Below are 16,833 nucleotides of genomic sequence, written 5' to 3' on the forward strand. Positions count from 1 at the left end.
CTAGATATTACCCCCCCCAACCCCCCCTTATTAAGGGGGGGAGCTAAAACTTCATCTATACCACATAGGTCAGAAAAATGGTATCAGCTATTTTTTTAATCGCTGCTCCCTATAATATCAGACTTGCTGATACCGGCAGTTACACGCTCAACGCACAAGTGCAGTGCGGGCGTATCAGCAGTTTTACGTACCAACATCTCCGGGTTTTTGGGCCCGGATTTCAGGTGCATTCAGGTAAAGCTAGCATCCGCCACCCCGCGCGCCTGCTGCTGGTGCGTCTTGCAGTGTCGCGCCTTCTTTTCCACGAAGCCGCGACACTGCAAGCGAGTTGGTGCTTGCACTGCGAAAAAGCAGCCGCAGCAGATTTAATTTTCTCTTCATACTCGATCGCTCATCCTCTAGAATTGTATATAGGTAAATATGCAGACATAGGAAAAATTTATGAACGGGAGCGTCTCCAGCACCCCTGTCACCCTTTCGGACAGAGAATTGCAAGTGGTAGAGTTAGTAGCGGCGGGATTGACCAATGAGAAAATCGCTGAAAAGTTAGAGATTAGCAAGCGTACTGTTGACAACCACATTAGCAATATCTTGAACAAGACGCCCGCTGACAATCGAGTTTCGCTGGTGCGCTGGGCCTTGCAGTGGGGGAAGGTATGTATGGAGAATATTAACTGCTGCCCTCTACCGGGGCCGATCGATAAAGAAGTATCTTAAATAGGGATTGTGGTTGGGGACAGGCAAAAAAATGATGCAAACGGCACAAGAAAAACAACTCCGCTATCAAATTCAATCGCCGGGATTGCCGCTGACGGTATATCGCGAAGTAGCAGCCCATTTGCGTCAAGTTGAAGGGGTGGAAATCGGTTTAATTCCGCAGCAGTCGCAGCGGTTTGATTACAGCGACAGCCAAATAGGAGGTTTGTGGATACAGTATCCTGAAGGCTTCGATTTGGTCGATCGCCAGCGGGTCGATCGCATTTTGGCTTATTATGGCGATCGTTACGGAGCTTGGGAATTATTAAGTCAGTAGTCAGTAGTCAGTTGTTAGTTGTCAGTAGTCAGTTGTTAGTTGTCAGTAGTCATTAGTCATTAGTCATTAGTCACTAGCTAAAAGTTAAGGACATAGAACTAACGAATATAGAAGTTATTAACGGGAGCATCTCAGTTTAAATATTGTATTAGTAGTGCTGTATAAAGCTCCAATAGCTTGTACAGATAGAGCGGGAACAATACTACAATATCATTCCAATCTAAATGGAGCAATCCTGAACAATAGAATGTTAGAAACCAGATTTCTTAGATTTGGATGCGTCAGTTTTGTAAATTTCCTACGAGCAATGACCAACGACCAACGACTAATGACCAATGACTAATGACAACTAACAACTGCCAACTAACAACTAACAACTGCCAACTGCCAACTGCCAACTAACAACTGCCAACTGCCAACTGCCAACTGACAACTGACTAAAAAAAATGAGTGCAATTAAAACTTTACCGGGAACGCGGGATATTTTGCCCGCAGAAATTCAATATTGGCAAAACATAGAAGCAGTCGCTAGAACAATATTGCAAAAAGCAGCTTATCGAGAAATTCGCACGCCTATTTTTGAACAAACATCTTTATTTGAACGCGGCATCGGCGAAGCTACCGATGTTGTGGGCAAAGAAATGTACACTTTTAAAGATAAGGGCGATCGATCGACTACTTTGCGCCCGGAAGGCACCGCCGGAGTAGTGCGCTCTTTTATTCAAAACAGTTTGTACGCCGCTGGAGACGTGCAGCGCCTGTGGTATACGGGGCCGATGTTTCGCTACGAACGCGCCCAAGAAGGCAGACAGCGGCAATTCAATCAAATTGGCGTGGAAGTGTTGGGGAGTGCGAATCCACGGGCGGATGTGGAGGTAATTGCGATCGCCTGCGACATCCTGCAAGCGATCGGTTTAACCAATTTGCGCCTCGATATCAATTCTGTCGGAAACAAGCAAGACAGACAAAATTATCGCCAAGCATTGATCGATTATTTTACACCGTACAAAGAGGAATTAGACGCGGATTCCCAAGACCGTTTGACTCGCAATCCGCTGCGGATTTTGGACAGCAAAAATCAGCGCACTCAAGAAATTGTTAAGGGCGCGCCGAGTATTTTAGAATATTTGGGTGACGAATCGCGAGAGCACTTCGAGCAAGTGCAGCAAATGCTCACAAATTTAGGAATTAGCTATCAGTTAAATCCCAGATTGGTGCGCGGTTTAGATTACTATACCTACACCGCTTTTGAAATTATATCCGACGATTTGGGAGCGCAAGCAACAGTTTGCGGAGGCGGCCGCTACGACGGTTTAGTCAAGGAATTGGGCGGCCCGGATACCGCAGCAGTTGGTTGGGCGATGGGTGTAGAACGGTTGATTATCCTGTTGCAAAAGTTGCAACCTTTACCCGCGCCGAAGTTAGATTTCTATTTGGTATCTAGGGGCGATAAAGCCGAACAGCAATCAATCTTGTTAGCTCAAAAATTGCGGGGTGCTGGGTTTAGTGTCGAGATAGATTTGAGCGGCAGTGCGTTCGGAAAACAGTTTAAAAGAGCCGACAGAAGCGGTGCTGTTGGGTGTTTGGTTTTGGGTGATGCGGAAGCTGAAAATGAGACTGTACAATTGAAGTGGTTGGCGAGTGGCGAACAAAGTGCGATCGCCCAATCGGAACTGTTAGCAATGACAGAGGAGCTCGAACAGAAAATAAAAGCTGTGTAGGGCGAGCCCCCTAATCCCCCTTCTTAAGGGCGGAATAGGAGCGTTCAAAGTCCCCCTTATTAAGGGGGATTTAGGGGGATCGAGACTAAGCGATCGGCGAGAACTATCAATGCTTTTAGTCTTAAATTAACACTAATGGGGATGGCACCGTGTCCCTACAAAAAGCGGCAATTAACATTAATCCCCAAAACCAAAAGATATAATAAAAAAATCAACCCCTACAATATCTGATAAACTATGTCTGTAGCAACTAAAAACCCTGAAACAAAACTCACAATCACCTGGCCGCTACTCCCAGAAGATTTTCAACTACCAGATGACCCCGTGGAAGACGAAAGCCAACCATTATTAGCCTCCGCTTTGCGCCAACCGCTAACAGCATTTCCTGAATTAATGCGGGATGCCTTAATAGTTTCCAACTTTGCCTTGTGTGCCGGAATTAGTTTCCCATCCTCCACCAGTGACGAACAGCGCATTATCTGCAAAGCACCCGATTGGATGTACGTAAAACCCGTCAATCCCAAAAATGTCTCGCAAGTCCGCCGCAGTTACACGCCGCACACCGAAGGAACCATCCCGCAAATCGTGATGGAATTCCTCTCAGAAACCTACGGGGAAGAATACTCTGTTGAGTTTACCTCGCGGGTGGGAAAGTGGTATTTTTACGAGCAAGTAATCAAAGTCCCCAGGTACGTTATTTTTCGAGCAACTACCGCTCATTTAGAAGTTTACGCTTTAGAATCGGAGCGTTATCAACTAGAAAAACCAGATGATAACGGACGTTTTTGGATACCTGGATTAAACTTGTTTTTGGGTATTTGGGAAGGTAGCCACGAAGGGAGAACAGGCTGTTGGCTGAGGTGGTGGAATGCCGAAGGCGAGTTATTGCTGTGGTCGGAGGAGCGGGCTGAGCAAGAACGACAACGGGGCGATCGCGAAAAACTCCGCGCTGAAAGATTGGCCGAAAAACTGCGTCAAGCCGGGATTGAGTTAGATGACGAAGAGTGAAATATTAGCCGATCGGTCGAATGCGATCGTGTTGTGGTACGATCGCACTCTTGTAGTGCGGGCATCCCGCCCGCCCTTGGCTAACTTTACACTCCTATGTTAATCGAACGTCTCCAGCCGATCGCCTGGACAACAAAACCGCAACTCATATCCTTATTTTCTGGTTGCGGCGGCATGGATTTGCCATTCCACCAAGCCGGATTTGAGGTAGTTTGGGCGATCGACTCCAATCAATACGCCTGCAAAACATTCAGCCGAAACATCGCCGATGTCATCATCAACGACAGCATAGAAAATATAGACATTGCACAAGTTCCCGAAGCTGAAATATGTATAGGAGGGTTCCCCTGTCAAGATTTCTCCCTAATTTGGAAGCGCCCCGGCCTTGAAGGAACCAGAGGCAATTTATACACATATTTTCTAGATTTTGTCAACAAGAAAAAGCCCAAAGCTTTTGTCGCAGAAAATGTCAAAGGTTTATTAAGCGCCAATAATTATCAAGCAATCAAACAAATAATTTCCGACTTTGAAAGTATCGCACCAGGTTACTTAGTTAAACCTAAACTTTACAACTTTGCCGATTACGGAGTGCCGCAATTTCGGCAAAGAGTATTATTAGTTGGCATTCGGATGGATACAGGATTTAACTTTGTGCATCCTCAGCCAAAATACGGTATAAATCGCAAAAATCCTTATCGAACTGCGGGCGAAGCACTCAAAAATGTAGAAACTGTTATTGACAATAACAAACATCATAAAATTCATACCCGAACCGTTGAAATTTTAAATCGAATTAAACCGGGAGGCAATTTTTCTGATATTCCCAAGGACAGTCCATACTATGTCAAAGGCATGATCAGCCACGTTTATCGGCGAATTCACCCCGATAAACCATCATCGACAATTATTGCTGGTGGCGGTGGCGGAACTTGGGGTTATCATTATTTAGAACCGCGTTCTTTGACAAATCGCGAAAGAGCAAGATTGCAAACATTTCCCGATAATTTTGTTTTTGAAGGTTCTACCACTGAAGTGCGGCGACAGATTGGGAATGCAGTACCGCCGCAGGGAATTGCTGCTGTAGTCGAGTCTTTAATTCCGCTATTTAAGGGGGATTATCCGCAAGTTAATTTATATGAAATAAGTCAAAAGTTGCAGGGGATGTCTATTCAAGAACGATTAAAATCGGCTGAATTAGAGCTATCCTAGCAGAGTTTACAGTTAATTTTAAAGTGCGGTATAATTAAAATACCCGATCTTGAAGCAGAGGATAGGAGACCATCTCTTTTGTATGCTTCGCGCAAACTCAATCATCCGGTATTGATTGCATGACAATAATTTGGGTAGATACAGAATCAATCAAAATTACATCAGCGTTAATCAGCGTTCATCTGCGGTTAAAAAAATCTCAACTCTTAAATTAGTTAATCATCAATCTAAAATAATCAATCAGGCACCATCAAACCCTTCAAAATTCTCCCCTTTTCCTCCTCCCTCAAGCCCTTAGACTGCACCAAAACCCCAAAACCCCCCAAACCCATCGGATCGATCGCTCTATGCAAAGCCTCCCTGCGCCGCAAAAACGTTGTCAAATCCAACACTTCCGCATCCTTTGTGGACAAAGAAGCAAGGCGATCGCCCAAACCCAACGCCATCAAAAACAAAGCCTGCTGAGTCAAACCCATTACCTCCAAACCGTACAATTCACCCTGCTTTTCCAGCGCCGTAAAATTAACATGAGCCGTTAAATCCTGCCGCCCCACATTAATATAAGGATTGTTGTGATATCGGTGGCGGTAATAACACTGTAGCGTCCCCTCGCTGCGCCTCGGATTGTAATAGCGGTGCGCCGGATGGCCGTAATCAATCGTCAACAAATATCCCCGCTGCAACTTTTCAGCAACTGTTTTAATCCAGTCCAAAGCTGCTAAATTGACTTCGCTGCGATAACCATCTGCATATACAGCAGCAGACAAATCTATTCCGACTAAATCAAAATATTCGGCAATTTTATGGTTAGAAATTTCGCCGCATAATTCAATAAACTTGCTTCCAGATTCTTTGTTTTGTTTTTCATCGGCGGCAACGTAAATTTCCCTAATTTGCCCTTCTTTTACAACAAATTGATGCACTGGGAAAGCATCGACTAATTCGTTAGAAAAAAAGCAGCCGACGATAGAGTTATTAGCTATTTCATCCCAATTGCACCACTTGACGGTTTTAAATTTTGCTAATTGTTGCTGCTGTTGTGCAAGCAAAACAGGGGAAATTTCTACAATAATGTATTCTAAAATTTTAAATAAATCGGGATATTGCCGTTGCAGGTATTGCAGCAAATGTACGGCAAATGTTCCCCGCCCAGCACCCATTTCTACGATAGTAAAAGGATGAGGTTTGCCGAGAATTTCCCACATTTCCACAAATTGCTCGCCCAAAACTTCGGCAAAATCAGCACTCCAGTGAGGTGATGTGATAAAATCGCCTTGTTTGCCGATCGGCGGTCGATCGCCATTATAATAACCATACTGCGGGTGATATAGTACCAAATCCATATATTCCGCAAAGGTAATGCGCTGCTGCGGAGTCGCTGCAATTTTTTCGCAGATTAAATCGCAGAGTTCGGGGTTGCTGTCATTGATATCTGATTGCTGGGATGTCATAATTAAATCCAAGTTGATGTTGTTTTATTTATGAAATAAAGATTTTTTTAACCGCAGAGGGCGCAGAGGACACAGAGGAAGAGAGAAGACAGAGATTTTGATTGATGTTCGGAAATTTGGTATTGGTTGCTATACATGATTTACGCAGATTTTTGGTGTATTATTAAATTATCACTTTTTGAATGCCTACAAACTCAGGTAATTTTTGATCGCCCTCTTTTTGTAAACAAAGTGCAATAAGTTCTTTGATATTGGAAATCAACTCATCAATAGTTTTCTTTGACTGTAACAGGCTTTGATCTGCGGGACTTCTCCGACATAATAGCCATCTTCATCTGCTTCGATAATGAGGTATAACTCTGGCTTGCTGACATTCATCCTGCAACCTCTTTGTTCTTTAAATTTTATTATATCATTTTGCGGGCGATCGCATACTTAAGATTTGATAGTGAATTACGCACAAGAAGTTTCTATACCGAACCTAAATTAGTTTGGGGAAAGTATCGTATTTTTTCAAATCAGGAGAATTAAAAAGTTTATGTTTGAAGCAAAACTCTTTGTTATTCTAAGTGTGAAAAAATGCTAGGTATTCAATTAAATTACTAATTCATTATCTAAAATTTGGGGGTTGCTTTTAGCCCTGATGGCAAAATGCTGGCTTCGGCCGGTTACGATAATTCGGTGAAGCTGTGGAAGGTGGACGGGACTTTGGTGGCGACGCTGCTTAAGGGTTCTAGCGACAGCGTGACTAGCGTGAGTTTTAGCCCGGACGGTTTGTTGGTTGCTTCGGGCAGTTACGATCGCAAGGTGAAGTTGTGGAGCCGCAGCGGGACTTTGCTGAAAACTTTGACGGGCCACAGGGATAGTGTGATGAGCGTGAGTTTTAGCCCGGATGGGAAGGTTCTGGCTTCTGCGGGGCGTGACAACCGGGTGATTTTGTGGAATTTGGATCTTGATGATTTGCTGGTGAGGGGCTGCGATTGGGTTGGTGATTATCTCAGGACTAATCCTAATGTGAGCTCGCGCGATCGGCGTTTGTGCGAGGGGGTGGCGGCAAAACCTCAGTTTTAGTCATTTGATTGTTGGCGGTTGACTGTTGACTGTTGACTGTGAAGCAACGGAGGACACGGCAATGCCGTTTCTTGCGCCGCAAAATAATCGTAGCTTGCGGGCTTGGGCGCGATCGCGATCGCACCAGATGTAACTATCGCCCGATTAATTGTAAGGAAACGGCGATCGCGTAAGTCCTGACTTTGCGTAATACAGCATATTCCATTTATATGCGGTACACACAATCAAGTTGTAAGTAAGGTGCGTCGCCACCCGTCAATCTGCAAATTCCATTGAACCATAGAACAGCGACGCACCCTACATAACTATAGACCAAAAATCAGAAACGGGATGCGTCGTATTTCTTTAAAGGGAGACAATAGGAAAGTTATTATGGATTTTCAAGAATTTAACAGGCGCTATAATGCCGGCAGCAGAGATTTCACCAGATTGAAGCTAACTCGAGCGAATTTGTCAGAAATGGATCTCAGGGGTGCTATTTTCAGAGAAGCTGACCTCAGTGCTGCGAACCTGGAAGGTACTAACCTTGAGGGTGCTGACTTGAGTAGGGTTAACTTGAGAGGCGCGCGTCTCGAAGAGGCTGTTATGCGAGGCGCTAATCTTGAGAGTGCTGACTTGAGTCATGCTGTTTTCTGTCAAACTTCTCTCAGAGAGGCGAACCTCAGCCGCGCCAGCTTGAGAGATGCCATTATGGATGAAGTTACTCTTAAAAATGCTAACCTCAGCTATGCCAATCTCACAGGTGCTCGTAATTTTGAGATGGGCAGATGTCAAGGTACTATCTTTTATGAAACTATTATGCCCGATGGCAGTATTCGGACGGAAACTGTTTGACGTGAGAACCAAACACTCTCCGTTCCCGAACCATCTACTCGCACTTTCTCCTTTCTCAATAGAAGTCCTCTGTTGCAGCGAACAGTTACACTGTATTGAGCCATTGCCTGATTTCTGCAAGAGGTCTGTTTTTTATAGCTTCTTGAATCTCGGTCGGAATATTTGTTAGAAAATCATAGAGCAAGTAGGGTGCGTCGCCACCCGTAGTTCAGCAAGTTATATCCAATATCTCGCAGCGACGCACCCTACAGACTGGTAATAGTTATCAGCAAAGGTCACATTATTCCAAACCTGAACTTTAGGTTCGTAGAAATCGCTGAAATTTGTGCTAATAAAACCAGGTAATTGTAAATTCAAACTAGGCTGGTAGAAATCGTGCGGTCTGATGGGAGCTAGACCCGATCCCGAAGCTGAATCAAATACTATCGATCTTACCGGAAAATTTAAAGACGCTACTTTGTGCAATACTGTCATGCCAGATGGAACCATCCGAAATGATAATTGTACAGCTTGAGGAATGCTAAACATTACTAAAAACAGATATTCATCATATTTTTGTTTCAATTGGAGTCAGATAAATTAATACAAATCCGCGTTAAATATCCCCTTGATAATTAACCGCACCAGTGCGACTAGGAGGTTGATTGCGATCGTATTGGACTAGCAAAACATAGGATAATTGTACTATAATTCAGAAGTTAAAATAATTGACTAGATAATTTATGAACGCTGAAGAATTGCTCGAACGGTATGCCAGTGGAGAAAGAGACTTTGCTGGGGTTGACCTCAGCGGTGTCGATTTGAACAAGGCAAAGCTCATTGATATCAATCTCGCCAATGCTATTTTGATTAATGCTAACTTTAGTTATGCTGACTTGATTAATGCTAACTTTAGTTATGCTAACTTGAGCAATGCTAACTTGAATTGTATTGACTTGAGCGACGCTAACTTGAGCAATGCTAAGTTGAGCGAGGCTCACTTGGATGGTGCACAGTTGATTAATGCTAATTTTAGTGGTGCTAACTTGAAAGGAGCTTGGTTGGAAGGGGCTGACTTGAGTAAAGCTAATCTAAATAATGCCTGCTTAGAAAACGCAAATTTGCACTATGCTGACGTGACTGATGCCAACCTTAGTGGAGCTAATTTGAAAAATGGTTTTTTATCTCGGCTCAACTGTGAAAATACTAACCTCACTGGAGCCGACCTCAGCGATGCAGACCTCGGTGAAGCTGGTTTTTCTGAAGCGACTCTAATTGGCACAAATCTGAGTAACACCAAGCTGCATCAAACAGGGTTTACTAATTCTGATCTTACTGGAGCAAACCTCAGTGGTGCGATTATGGACGAAACTTGGTTTGATGGCTCAAATCTCAGTAATGCTAATCTGATGGGAGTTCAACCAGAGCCTAGTTTGATGGTACAGAGGATTAGGTTGATGGGGAAAGGGTTTGAAGAAGCTATCTTATGTAAGACTATCATGCCTGATGGTAGCATCCGCAATGATAATTGTATGCCTGAACAATCCAATGAGCTAATATAAAAGTTTTCAGTTCCAGACAATACAAAGTGGGGATAAAAAATCAGGCTTCTTGGAGAAGCCTGGTTTTTTAGTAGATTACACTCATCGGAAAACCTCTATCAATTATTCACTCTCAAGTTCCTCAGATTCCTCTTCTGGATCTGTAGGGTCTTCTGGAGGTGGCGGTGGATTTGATTTCCAAGGAAGGCTATCCCAAGTATCTCTAATAGAGTTTTGACTTGGAAATATGTACTTGATATCTTTGATATCTTGTTTTATTTCTTGAGGAAGAAGAGGGAATAAATTGTAACCGATCTGGTTTTCTATTTCTTCCAAAGACCAAACAGGACGTTGAGTACGATCGTCCTTTGAGTTAATGGTTTTTCTGTGAATAAAAATGCTGTAGCATTGTGTTATTATTGTAAATAAACTCTAGGATACAAAGTTATGGAGAGAATAGATGAAGCAGAACTACTAAGACGATATGCTGCTGGGGAGAGGGACTTCAACGGGCTTGATTTGAGCCGAGCTAGATTAAGTGGGGTTAATCTCAGCGGAGTTAATCTTAGTGAAGCAAATCTGGGTAGCGCCGTTCTGGACGAAGCTGATTTAAGTGAAGCTTCTCTGAGAAATGCTTGGTTGAACGGGGCTATCCTTGAGAGGGTCAATCTGAGTGGAGCTAACTTGGAAAGCGCCAACTTGGAAGCGGTTTACATCAGAGATGCCAACTTGAGTGGGGCGAACCTGAGAAATGTTTGGTTTGCCTATGCCTTCGCACAGCGCAGTAACTTTACAGGAGTTAACCTCAGTGGGGCTATACTCCACGAAACCAGCTTGGATAATGCTCTTTTGATGGGCGCTGACCTTCAAGGTGCCGAGTTGGATCAAGCTGGACTCAGTGATGCCAATCTCAGTGGGGCCAATCTCAGTGGGACTATTCTTAAAGAAGCCGACTTTGATAATGCCAACCTTACCAATGCCAATTTGAGGGCTGCCAATATCGAAGATTGCTTCCTTGCGAAAGCTATTTTCTGCAATACCATTATGCCAGATGGAAGTATTGCGAACAATATTTCTGGGTATGAATGAGGAATAGACCCGATTCAGCTATCATCCTGCCTGCGAATAGATGCTCCTTGTCAAGTTTCTTGGTTCAACTTATGGCAATGGGTTGGGTCTAAAGTTATCCCAATCATCACTATCTAGTTTAGCTCCTAAAGGAAATATAAGTCTGTTATTTTGGAGAGCTTGCTTAATATTAAATGGCAGATTGTCAAATAAATCATAACCAAGTTCATCCTCAATTTCTTTGAGAGACCACACAATTCTATCTTCTTTGTTTAATTCCGTCCAATTCTGTCTCCATCGATCTTCTTTTTCTGTAGGTAAGTCATTGGCTACGTAAAAACCAACAGCATAGATTTTTGTTGTGGTATCAGTTACAACTGCATTGGGGCGATCCAGTACCAACATAACTTTCCACAAGTTTTCAGGGATTTTTATGGCTTGATTTTTCTCAGGTTTTTTGGGAGAAAGAACCTCATCTTGCCCATCCTTCTGTTTAATTTTATGGCTGCCTGTAATGACATAAACTTCTCTGCCAGCTTTTACAAAGTCTTGGGCATAGTTCTCAATTTCCTCCCATATTGGTTTATTGTTTTTTTTGTGCTGTGGAACGATGTTCGACATCATGTTAACAGCTTTATTGTCCTTGAGAGTAATAGTGCGAGATGCTATCGGTGTTTGATGACCTGCAACATAAGGATCTCTACCGCTATAATCAGTGTTTGTCACTTGGTAAAAATCTGGTGGAAGGCTGCGATCATTAGTGAAACCGCGCTTACTAGGATTTTCCTCTCCGGCCAAATATATCGATGATTTATTGATCTGGAAACTCGCCCAGTTAGGTATATTTCCAGTACCGTTGTAAGACAGAGTATACTGCGGTTTTTCAAGCAGCAAGTTGTCTTTATAGAGATTCCCATCATAAGCAGCACCGCTATACCTTGCTGGACTGCTGCCATTCTTGGGTTTCGGTTCCCCAAATTTGAGAGAACTACTCTTGAAAAAGACATCATCCAAGTAAACCACGTCACTACCTTCCAATTCAAATTTTAGCGTCGCCGTTTTACCTCGGAACTTGGCTAATTCTTTTTGTTGAGCTAATCCTTCATAGAAAGTATCAAATACATTAAACGTTTCAAATCCTCTAGTCGCATAACCAAGTTTTCGAGCAGCATCTTTTTCGAGTTCGTTGTTGTAGAAAGAGTCTAATGTTCCTGTTAGGAAATTAGCTTCATTGAGAAGAATAGTTTCGGTTATCTCTTCACCCGAAGCTACATCTTTGAGAGTAACTTTTAGCTTATTATCTCGATTTGCTGCTGCTTGAGGAACGTGAATATTCAACCGCAATGCACCCCAATCGGGTACAACAAAGCGGTTGTGCGTAATGCTGTCACCACCATTTAATTTCAGAGCATAGTTAGAGAAGTTAGGGTCATCCCTATCAATACCCATCCTTTCTAAATAAGAGGTTCCAGGGATCTCATCGTTGCGTCTTAGGCTACGTTGTTTGAGACTATCAATGGTACTCCAATTTACTAAGTTATTAGTAGGCGCTACCAAAGTTGATGTGGCACTATTATGAAAAGACCACCCCGGAATTTCCCGAGAAATAGCATTCCGACCAAATTCTTCAGCCCCACTCCTATTCGGAATGTACTGGTCAAAATTCCCATTAAACAGAGTAGGAACCGCATAATCCCCCCGCATCCCAGCCGAAAGCGTATTATCAAAACTAACCGGAACGCGCCCAGTAGGGCTATACTGACGCTGCTCTTTACCACCACCCAAAACAGAATAAAACCAACCCTCACTAATCCCCTCACCGCTAGCATTATCATACCAAGGTTTAGCTGCCGGGAAATTAGGATCGAACCATTGGTTCGCATCCCTTTCACCCAATTGGTCATTAATCGATTCTGGAACATTTGGATTTGAAGCATGAGGATACTGAGTTTTCACTTGGTCTAAATCCAAATCAACAGTCCCCGCATACCAAGTCCAAGCCCGCTTGTGCGTTCCTCCAATATCATCATCTTTCGTAAACCCAATCCGACTATTTATCCGACCTGGTTCCTCATTACGAGTACCTAGTAAAATATCTCGGTCTGCTTTCCCTAAAGGATCGCCATTAGTTTTAGGAAAATTCAGTCCAGCGGGTTTGGGATTCTTATTCAACTCCTCTTGTGGAAGTTGACCCAAAGCACGACCATTAGGAGTAGCAGTACCATCATTAGGATTAGCCACAGTCTGGTAATAATTATCAGCAAAAGTCACATTATTCCAAACCTGAACCTTGGGTTCGTAGAAATCGCTGAAATTTGTGCTGATAAAGCCCGGTAATTGTAAATTCAAACTAGGTTGGTAGAAATCATGCGGGTCGATTGTTGTCATCTGGAGGTCTCGGTTAGCCATAGATGTTCCACCAGCTTGGGGGAAGAAAGTCCCTAAACGCTGTACGATTTCGCTATTGACAACAGTGCCTCGACTGAAACCCATGAAGTGCAGTGGCGAGTTGAACAAATTCCCCTGCTGGCGAATCAGCTTCCCTTGGCTGTCGTACAACCGCTTTAATTGATTGCCTTGATACTCTCCAACGCCACCCCCCAACGCCAGATCCAATTGCACCATAGAAGCAAACAAAGCATCAGCCGCACCCTCAGAAAAGCCAACGTCAGGAATAACTGATTCTCTGTCCAACGACCATTCTGGCAGCAACACTAACGATTTATTCTGGTTAACATACTTAGCCTGAATATTGCTAGTTAAAGTCCGAAAATAGTTAGTATCTGTTGGTTGCAGTCCACCCGTTAAAGTTGTTAAAACTCCTCCATTTTTATCAATAGGAATCCAAGACCCGGTGGGTTTTTCGTAGCGCAAAATTAACCCATCATTACCAGTTTTTGCAATACTGTCAGCTACCTCGTAGAAGGAGTCAGGAATTCCCCCTTGGCCGGGCAAAAGTGTAAAACCATGAGTCAACACACTCACGCTGCTGAAAGGACTATTGCTAGGCGGAAGTAAAGTTTTAAACTGCCCCAAATCTTTGGTCACAGCGCCGCTATTACTCACAGCTTCAACAGCAAAATTGTAGTTCTGCCCCGCAGTAAGACTCCTCGGTAGCGTGAAGTTAGTGCTAGTATTTGCGGGGTCATTTAAAGGTTGGTTAAGAGGCGTAATCCCGTCATGACCGTACCACTTACCAGTATCTTTCTTCCAAGTCGCAGTCAGAATTCGGTTGGGATTTAAATCGTCATAACCGTTCCAAGGCTTGGAAAGAAGTTGACGCTTTTGTGTTTCCGAGAATCCGGGAAGGAGTGCCGAATCTGATAAATCGACAACTTTATCCCGAGGCAATAAACCCTTCCCTTGCTCGAAGGTACTGACAAAAAGATTAACTTCTTTCACATTCTCCCAACCCGGAGCAAACTGCCATTGAAAAGTCGGAGTCAGGTCAGAGGATGATTGTAGTATAATTCAGAAGTAAAACTCATTGAATAGATAATTTATGAACGCTGAAGAATTACTAAGACGGTATGCTGCTGGAGAAAGAGACTTTGCTGGGGTTGACTTGAGAAGGGTTGATCTATGTAATGCCAATTTGAGTGGTATTAATTTGAGCAATTCTTATATTGAAGAAAGTGGGCTGATACACATCAATTTGAGCGGTGCAAATTTAGAGGGTATTGATTTAAGGGATATTGTTTTGGAAAATGCCAACTTGAGTGCTGTGAATATGATCGAGGCTAACTTAAGTGAAGTCAATCTGATGTGTGCCAATATAACAGATGCAATTTTTAATGGTGCTTGCCTTTCTAATGTCCGCCTTCTCTACGCTAACCTATCGAGAAGTATATTCAGAAATACCAATATGAATGAAGTTGATTTTGATGGTACTAACTTGGCAGATGCTGATTTTAGAGATGCTAAAGATGCTTATCTTAATGATATATACATCTTCGATCCCTACCTAAGATATGCTGCCGTTAAGCCTGTTAACCCGAATCTTATTGAGAGAGGAGGGGCTATTTTTTGTCGCACTATTATGCCAGATGGGAGTATCTGTAATGACGGTTGCGATCGGGTCGGTTAAAGGCACTCTGGACACTCCTTGAGAAATGGTTAATTTCTTTTAAATCATTATGCATCGGTTACTCATCATTATCGGGTAGACTCGATTATAAAGATATTCGGGAAAATACAGAAGTTCAGAGTTTTTTTTGGTGTTGCTAGTCTGTTATATTTGCCGTATATTTACTGATAGTTTTTCAACTTATGCTAAATCTTTATGAAGGTAAGTTTTTTCAGGCAGGAAATACTTAAATAACCGATCGCACATACGGTCTTTCTTTGTTGCGATCGGCTGCAATTATTATTAATCTCAGATGTTGCACCAAGATCGATAAGGGGCTTTTTTGTGGGTGGGGGCGGGTGTATTTAACCTGTCTGCACCCCTTAAAGCTTTTGGTGACAGGGCCCCTACAGGTTTTTGATTGCGGGTGCAATATCTAGGATCGATACTCGCCCGTCAGGAAATCTGCGCCCTCTACAGTTACAGCGTATTCCATGTTTGTGAAGTGTAGGGACACGGCACTGCCGTGTCCCTACGGGGAAGCTCAAAACTTTCTTCCCCCAACTCTTCCCCTTGCTCTCGCCTTCCTGTAAAGTAAATAATTGTAAAGAAATATTAGTTTTCTCTTATCCCTTGGTTAAGACCGCCAGCTACCATTGATACCTGAATTAGAAATTCCTATGTCACAGCTTTTCCCCCGCAAATTTCTAGCCTCTGCTGCTGCCTTTTTCCTGGCTTTGTCCCTGTGGACGATCGCACCTGCAGCCCACGCTTTCAACAATCCCGATTTGTTGCCAGAAATTCAGACACCGATCATTGACCTAGCTAAAGCCCTTACGGATATTGAAGAAGAGGATTTGGCAAAAAGTTTATATGCCTTTGAAGCCGAAACCGGCTGGAAGCTGCGAGTGCTGACTCAGTACGATCGCACGCCCGGTTTAGCCGTCAAAAGTTATTGGGGCTTGGATAGCAAAAGCGTGCTGTTAGTTGCTGACCCCCGAGGAGGCAATTTGCTCAATTTTAATGTCGGCGATTCGCTGTATCCGCTGCTGCCGCGCACTTTTTGGGTGGAACTGCAAACCCGCTACGGCAATCAGTTTTTTGTCCGGGAAAATGGCGAAGATCGATCGATCATTGAATCTTTAGAGTCGATACAAGGCTGTTTGCGTCAGGGCGGGTGTCGCGTGGTTCCCGGTTTGCCGAGAGAACAGTGGGTTCTGACATTAATTTCATCGGTGCTCGGCGGGGTGATCTGCGGGTTTGCCGCTCAGCCCCGGAAACCCGGACAGCTTGTGGCTTGGCAGTGGGCGCTGATTTTTTCGCCGCTGTGGGGGATTCTGTTTTTAGCTTTCGGAATTGGCCCAGTGGTGACTCGGACTTCTGACTGGTTGCCTTTGACTCGAAATGTGGCCGGTTTTGCGATCGGGGCTTTGGTAGCATTCTTAACTCCGGTTTTGGGCAAGTCTCCTTCTGAGGAAAATTAGTTTGGCAGTTGGCAGTTGGCAGTCGGCAGTTGGCAGTTGGCAGTTGGCAGTTGGCAATTGGTAGTTGGTAGGGGCGGTGGATGGTGCGTGCCCGCCCTCTTAGTTGGCAGTCGGCAGTTGGTAGGGGCGGTGGATGGTGCGTGCCCGCCCTCTTAGTCAACAGTCAACAGTCAACAGTCAACAGTCAACAGTCAACAGTCAACTGACAACAATCAACTGACAACTGACAACTGACAACTGCCAAAAAGCTGGTAAGCTGATACTTGATAATTCACAGGCGACAGCTATCCAACAAATGGAATGGCACGTAAGCGATGCCCAGAGTCTGGGATTAATCGATAGCGAAATTGGCGACCACGGTTTTTCAG

The 16,833-nt window shown here is 43.8% G+C and carries 15 protein-coding genes and 1 pseudogene; 13 read left to right on the top strand and 3 right to left on the bottom strand.

Features of this window, described 5'->3' with window-relative positions; translation table 11 throughout:
- Positions 1-77 precede the first annotated feature (77 nt).
- From WBA89_RS13875 to WBA89_RS13900, 6 genes are all read left to right on the top strand, one after another.
- Positions 78-530: a hypothetical protein gene (locus WBA89_RS13875; protein WP_424407322.1), complete on the top strand. Its 453-nt coding sequence runs from the start codon at positions 78-80 to the stop codon at positions 528-530.
- A complete protein-coding gene (locus WBA89_RS13880) occupies positions 442-717 on the top strand; it encodes a helix-turn-helix domain-containing protein (protein WP_194066931.1) in 276 nt (91 codons plus the stop codon). The genes WBA89_RS13875 and WBA89_RS13880 overlap by 89 nt, the downstream gene beginning before the upstream one ends.
- 34 nt (positions 718-751) lie before the next feature.
- On the top strand, positions 752-1,033 hold the full coding sequence (locus WBA89_RS13885; protein WP_333194058.1) for a hypothetical protein: 282 nt from the start codon (positions 752-754) through the stop codon (positions 1,031-1,033).
- Positions 1,034-1,479: 446 nt separating this feature from the next.
- Positions 1,480-2,754: a histidine--tRNA ligase gene (hisS, locus tag WBA89_RS13890; protein ID WP_424407298.1), complete on the top strand. Its 1,275-nt coding sequence runs from the start codon at positions 1,480-1,482 to the stop codon at positions 2,752-2,754.
- 237 nt (positions 2,755-2,991) lie between these two features.
- The gene (locus WBA89_RS13895; protein ID WP_424407300.1) at positions 2,992-3,762 is read left to right on the top strand and encodes a Uma2 family endonuclease; all 771 of its coding nucleotides are present in this window, start codon (positions 2,992-2,994) and stop codon (positions 3,760-3,762) included.
- A gap of 96 nt (positions 3,763-3,858) precedes the next feature.
- Entirely contained in the window at positions 3,859-4,971 is a 1,113-nt protein-coding gene (locus WBA89_RS13900; RefSeq protein ID WP_424407302.1) for a DNA cytosine methyltransferase, read from the top strand.
- Positions 4,972-5,207: 236 nt separating this feature from the next.
- On the opposite strand, the gene WBA89_RS13905 is transcribed toward WBA89_RS13900, so the two are convergent.
- Entirely contained in the window at positions 5,208-6,422 is a 1,215-nt protein-coding gene (locus WBA89_RS13905) for a class I SAM-dependent methyltransferase (RefSeq protein ID WP_424407304.1), read from the bottom strand.
- 621 nt (positions 6,423-7,043) lie between these two features.
- Here WBA89_RS13905 and WBA89_RS13910 point away from each other — a divergent pair.
- The 3 genes and pseudogenes from WBA89_RS13910 to WBA89_RS13920 form a co-directional block, all read left to right on the top strand.
- Positions 7,044-7,493 (top strand): annotated as a pseudogene (locus WBA89_RS13910) (WD40 repeat domain-containing protein); the annotation flags it as partial.
- Between the two features lie 372 nt (positions 7,494-7,865).
- A complete protein-coding gene (locus WBA89_RS13915; protein ID WP_424407306.1) occupies positions 7,866-8,327 on the top strand; it encodes a pentapeptide repeat-containing protein in 462 nt (153 codons plus the stop codon).
- A 722-nt stretch (positions 8,328-9,049) separates the two neighbouring features.
- Positions 9,050-9,868: a pentapeptide repeat-containing protein gene (locus tag WBA89_RS13920; protein ID WP_424407308.1), complete on the top strand. Its 819-nt coding sequence runs from the start codon at positions 9,050-9,052 to the stop codon at positions 9,866-9,868.
- A 102-nt stretch (positions 9,869-9,970) separates the two neighbouring features.
- Here WBA89_RS13920 and WBA89_RS13925 read toward each other — a convergent pair whose 3' ends face one another.
- Complete coding sequence (locus WBA89_RS13925; protein WP_424407310.1) at positions 9,971-10,183, bottom strand: hypothetical protein; 213 nt, start codon at positions 10,181-10,183, stop codon at positions 9,971-9,973.
- A 111-nt stretch (positions 10,184-10,294) separates the two neighbouring features.
- Here WBA89_RS13925 and WBA89_RS13930 point away from each other — a divergent pair, with 111 nt between their 5' ends.
- Positions 10,295-10,936, top strand: coding sequence for a pentapeptide repeat-containing protein (locus WBA89_RS13930; protein WP_424407312.1), 642 nt, complete (start codon positions 10,295-10,297; stop codon positions 10,934-10,936).
- A gap of 69 nt (positions 10,937-11,005) precedes the next feature.
- Here WBA89_RS13930 and WBA89_RS13935 read toward each other — a convergent pair whose 3' ends face one another.
- Complete coding sequence (locus tag WBA89_RS13935; protein WP_424407314.1) at positions 11,006-13,981, bottom strand: DNA/RNA non-specific endonuclease; 2,976 nt, start codon at positions 13,979-13,981, stop codon at positions 11,006-11,008.
- Between the two features lie 436 nt (positions 13,982-14,417).
- Here WBA89_RS13935 and WBA89_RS13940 point away from each other — a divergent pair, with 436 nt between their 5' ends.
- The 3 genes from WBA89_RS13940 to WBA89_RS13950 all read left to right on the top strand — a co-directional run bounded on the left by WBA89_RS13940 (position 14,418) and on the right by WBA89_RS13950 (position 16,671).
- Complete coding sequence (locus WBA89_RS13940) at positions 14,418-15,002, top strand: pentapeptide repeat-containing protein (protein WP_424407316.1); 585 nt, start codon at positions 14,418-14,420, stop codon at positions 15,000-15,002.
- Positions 15,003-15,661: 659 nt separating this feature from the next.
- Positions 15,662-16,465, top strand: coding sequence for a TPM domain-containing protein (locus tag WBA89_RS13945; RefSeq protein WP_424407318.1), 804 nt, complete (start codon positions 15,662-15,664; stop codon positions 16,463-16,465).
- Positions 16,466-16,545: 80 nt separating this feature from the next.
- Positions 16,546-16,671: a hypothetical protein gene (locus WBA89_RS13950; protein ID WP_424407320.1), complete on the top strand. Its 126-nt coding sequence runs from the start codon at positions 16,546-16,548 to the stop codon at positions 16,669-16,671.
- The last annotated feature ends 162 nt before the right edge of the window (positions 16,672-16,833 follow it).

The organism is Microcoleus sp., assembly GCF_049646505.1.
GTDB lineage: Bacteria > Cyanobacteriota > Cyanobacteriia > Cyanobacteriales > Microcoleaceae > Microcoleus.

What these genes read in the sequence shown, in the direction of transcription:
- WBA89_RS13875 (WP_424407322.1), top strand. Translation starts at nt 78, where the DNA reads ATGGTATCAGCTATTTTTTTAATCGCTGCTCCCTATAATATCAGACTT.
- WBA89_RS13880 (WP_194066931.1), top strand. Translation starts at nt 442, where the DNA reads ATGAACGGGAGCGTCTCCAGCACCCCTGTCACCCTTTCGGACAGAGAA.
- WBA89_RS13885 (WP_333194058.1), top strand. Translation starts at nt 752, where the DNA reads ATGCAAACGGCACAAGAAAAACAACTCCGCTATCAAATTCAATCGCCG.
- hisS (WP_424407298.1), top strand. Translation starts at nt 1,480, where the DNA reads ATGAGTGCAATTAAAACTTTACCGGGAACGCGGGATATTTTGCCCGCA.
- WBA89_RS13895 (WP_424407300.1), top strand. Translation starts at nt 2,992, where the DNA reads ATGTCTGTAGCAACTAAAAACCCTGAAACAAAACTCACAATCACCTGG.
- WBA89_RS13900 (WP_424407302.1), top strand. Translation starts at nt 3,859, where the DNA reads ATGTTAATCGAACGTCTCCAGCCGATCGCCTGGACAACAAAACCGCAA.
- WBA89_RS13905 (WP_424407304.1), bottom strand. Translation starts at nt 6,422, where the DNA reads ATGACATCCCAGCAATCAGATATCAATGACAGCAACCCCGAACTCTGC.
- WBA89_RS13915 (WP_424407306.1), top strand. Translation starts at nt 7,866, where the DNA reads ATGGATTTTCAAGAATTTAACAGGCGCTATAATGCCGGCAGCAGAGAT.
- WBA89_RS13920 (WP_424407308.1), top strand. Translation starts at nt 9,050, where the DNA reads ATGAACGCTGAAGAATTGCTCGAACGGTATGCCAGTGGAGAAAGAGAC.
- WBA89_RS13930 (WP_424407312.1), top strand. Translation starts at nt 10,295, where the DNA reads ATGGAGAGAATAGATGAAGCAGAACTACTAAGACGATATGCTGCTGGG.
- WBA89_RS13940 (WP_424407316.1), top strand. Translation starts at nt 14,418, where the DNA reads ATGAACGCTGAAGAATTACTAAGACGGTATGCTGCTGGAGAAAGAGAC.
- WBA89_RS13945 (WP_424407318.1), top strand. Translation starts at nt 15,662, where the DNA reads ATGTCACAGCTTTTCCCCCGCAAATTTCTAGCCTCTGCTGCTGCCTTT.
- WBA89_RS13950 (WP_424407320.1), top strand. Translation starts at nt 16,546, where the DNA reads ATGGTGCGTGCCCGCCCTCTTAGTTGGCAGTCGGCAGTTGGTAGGGGC.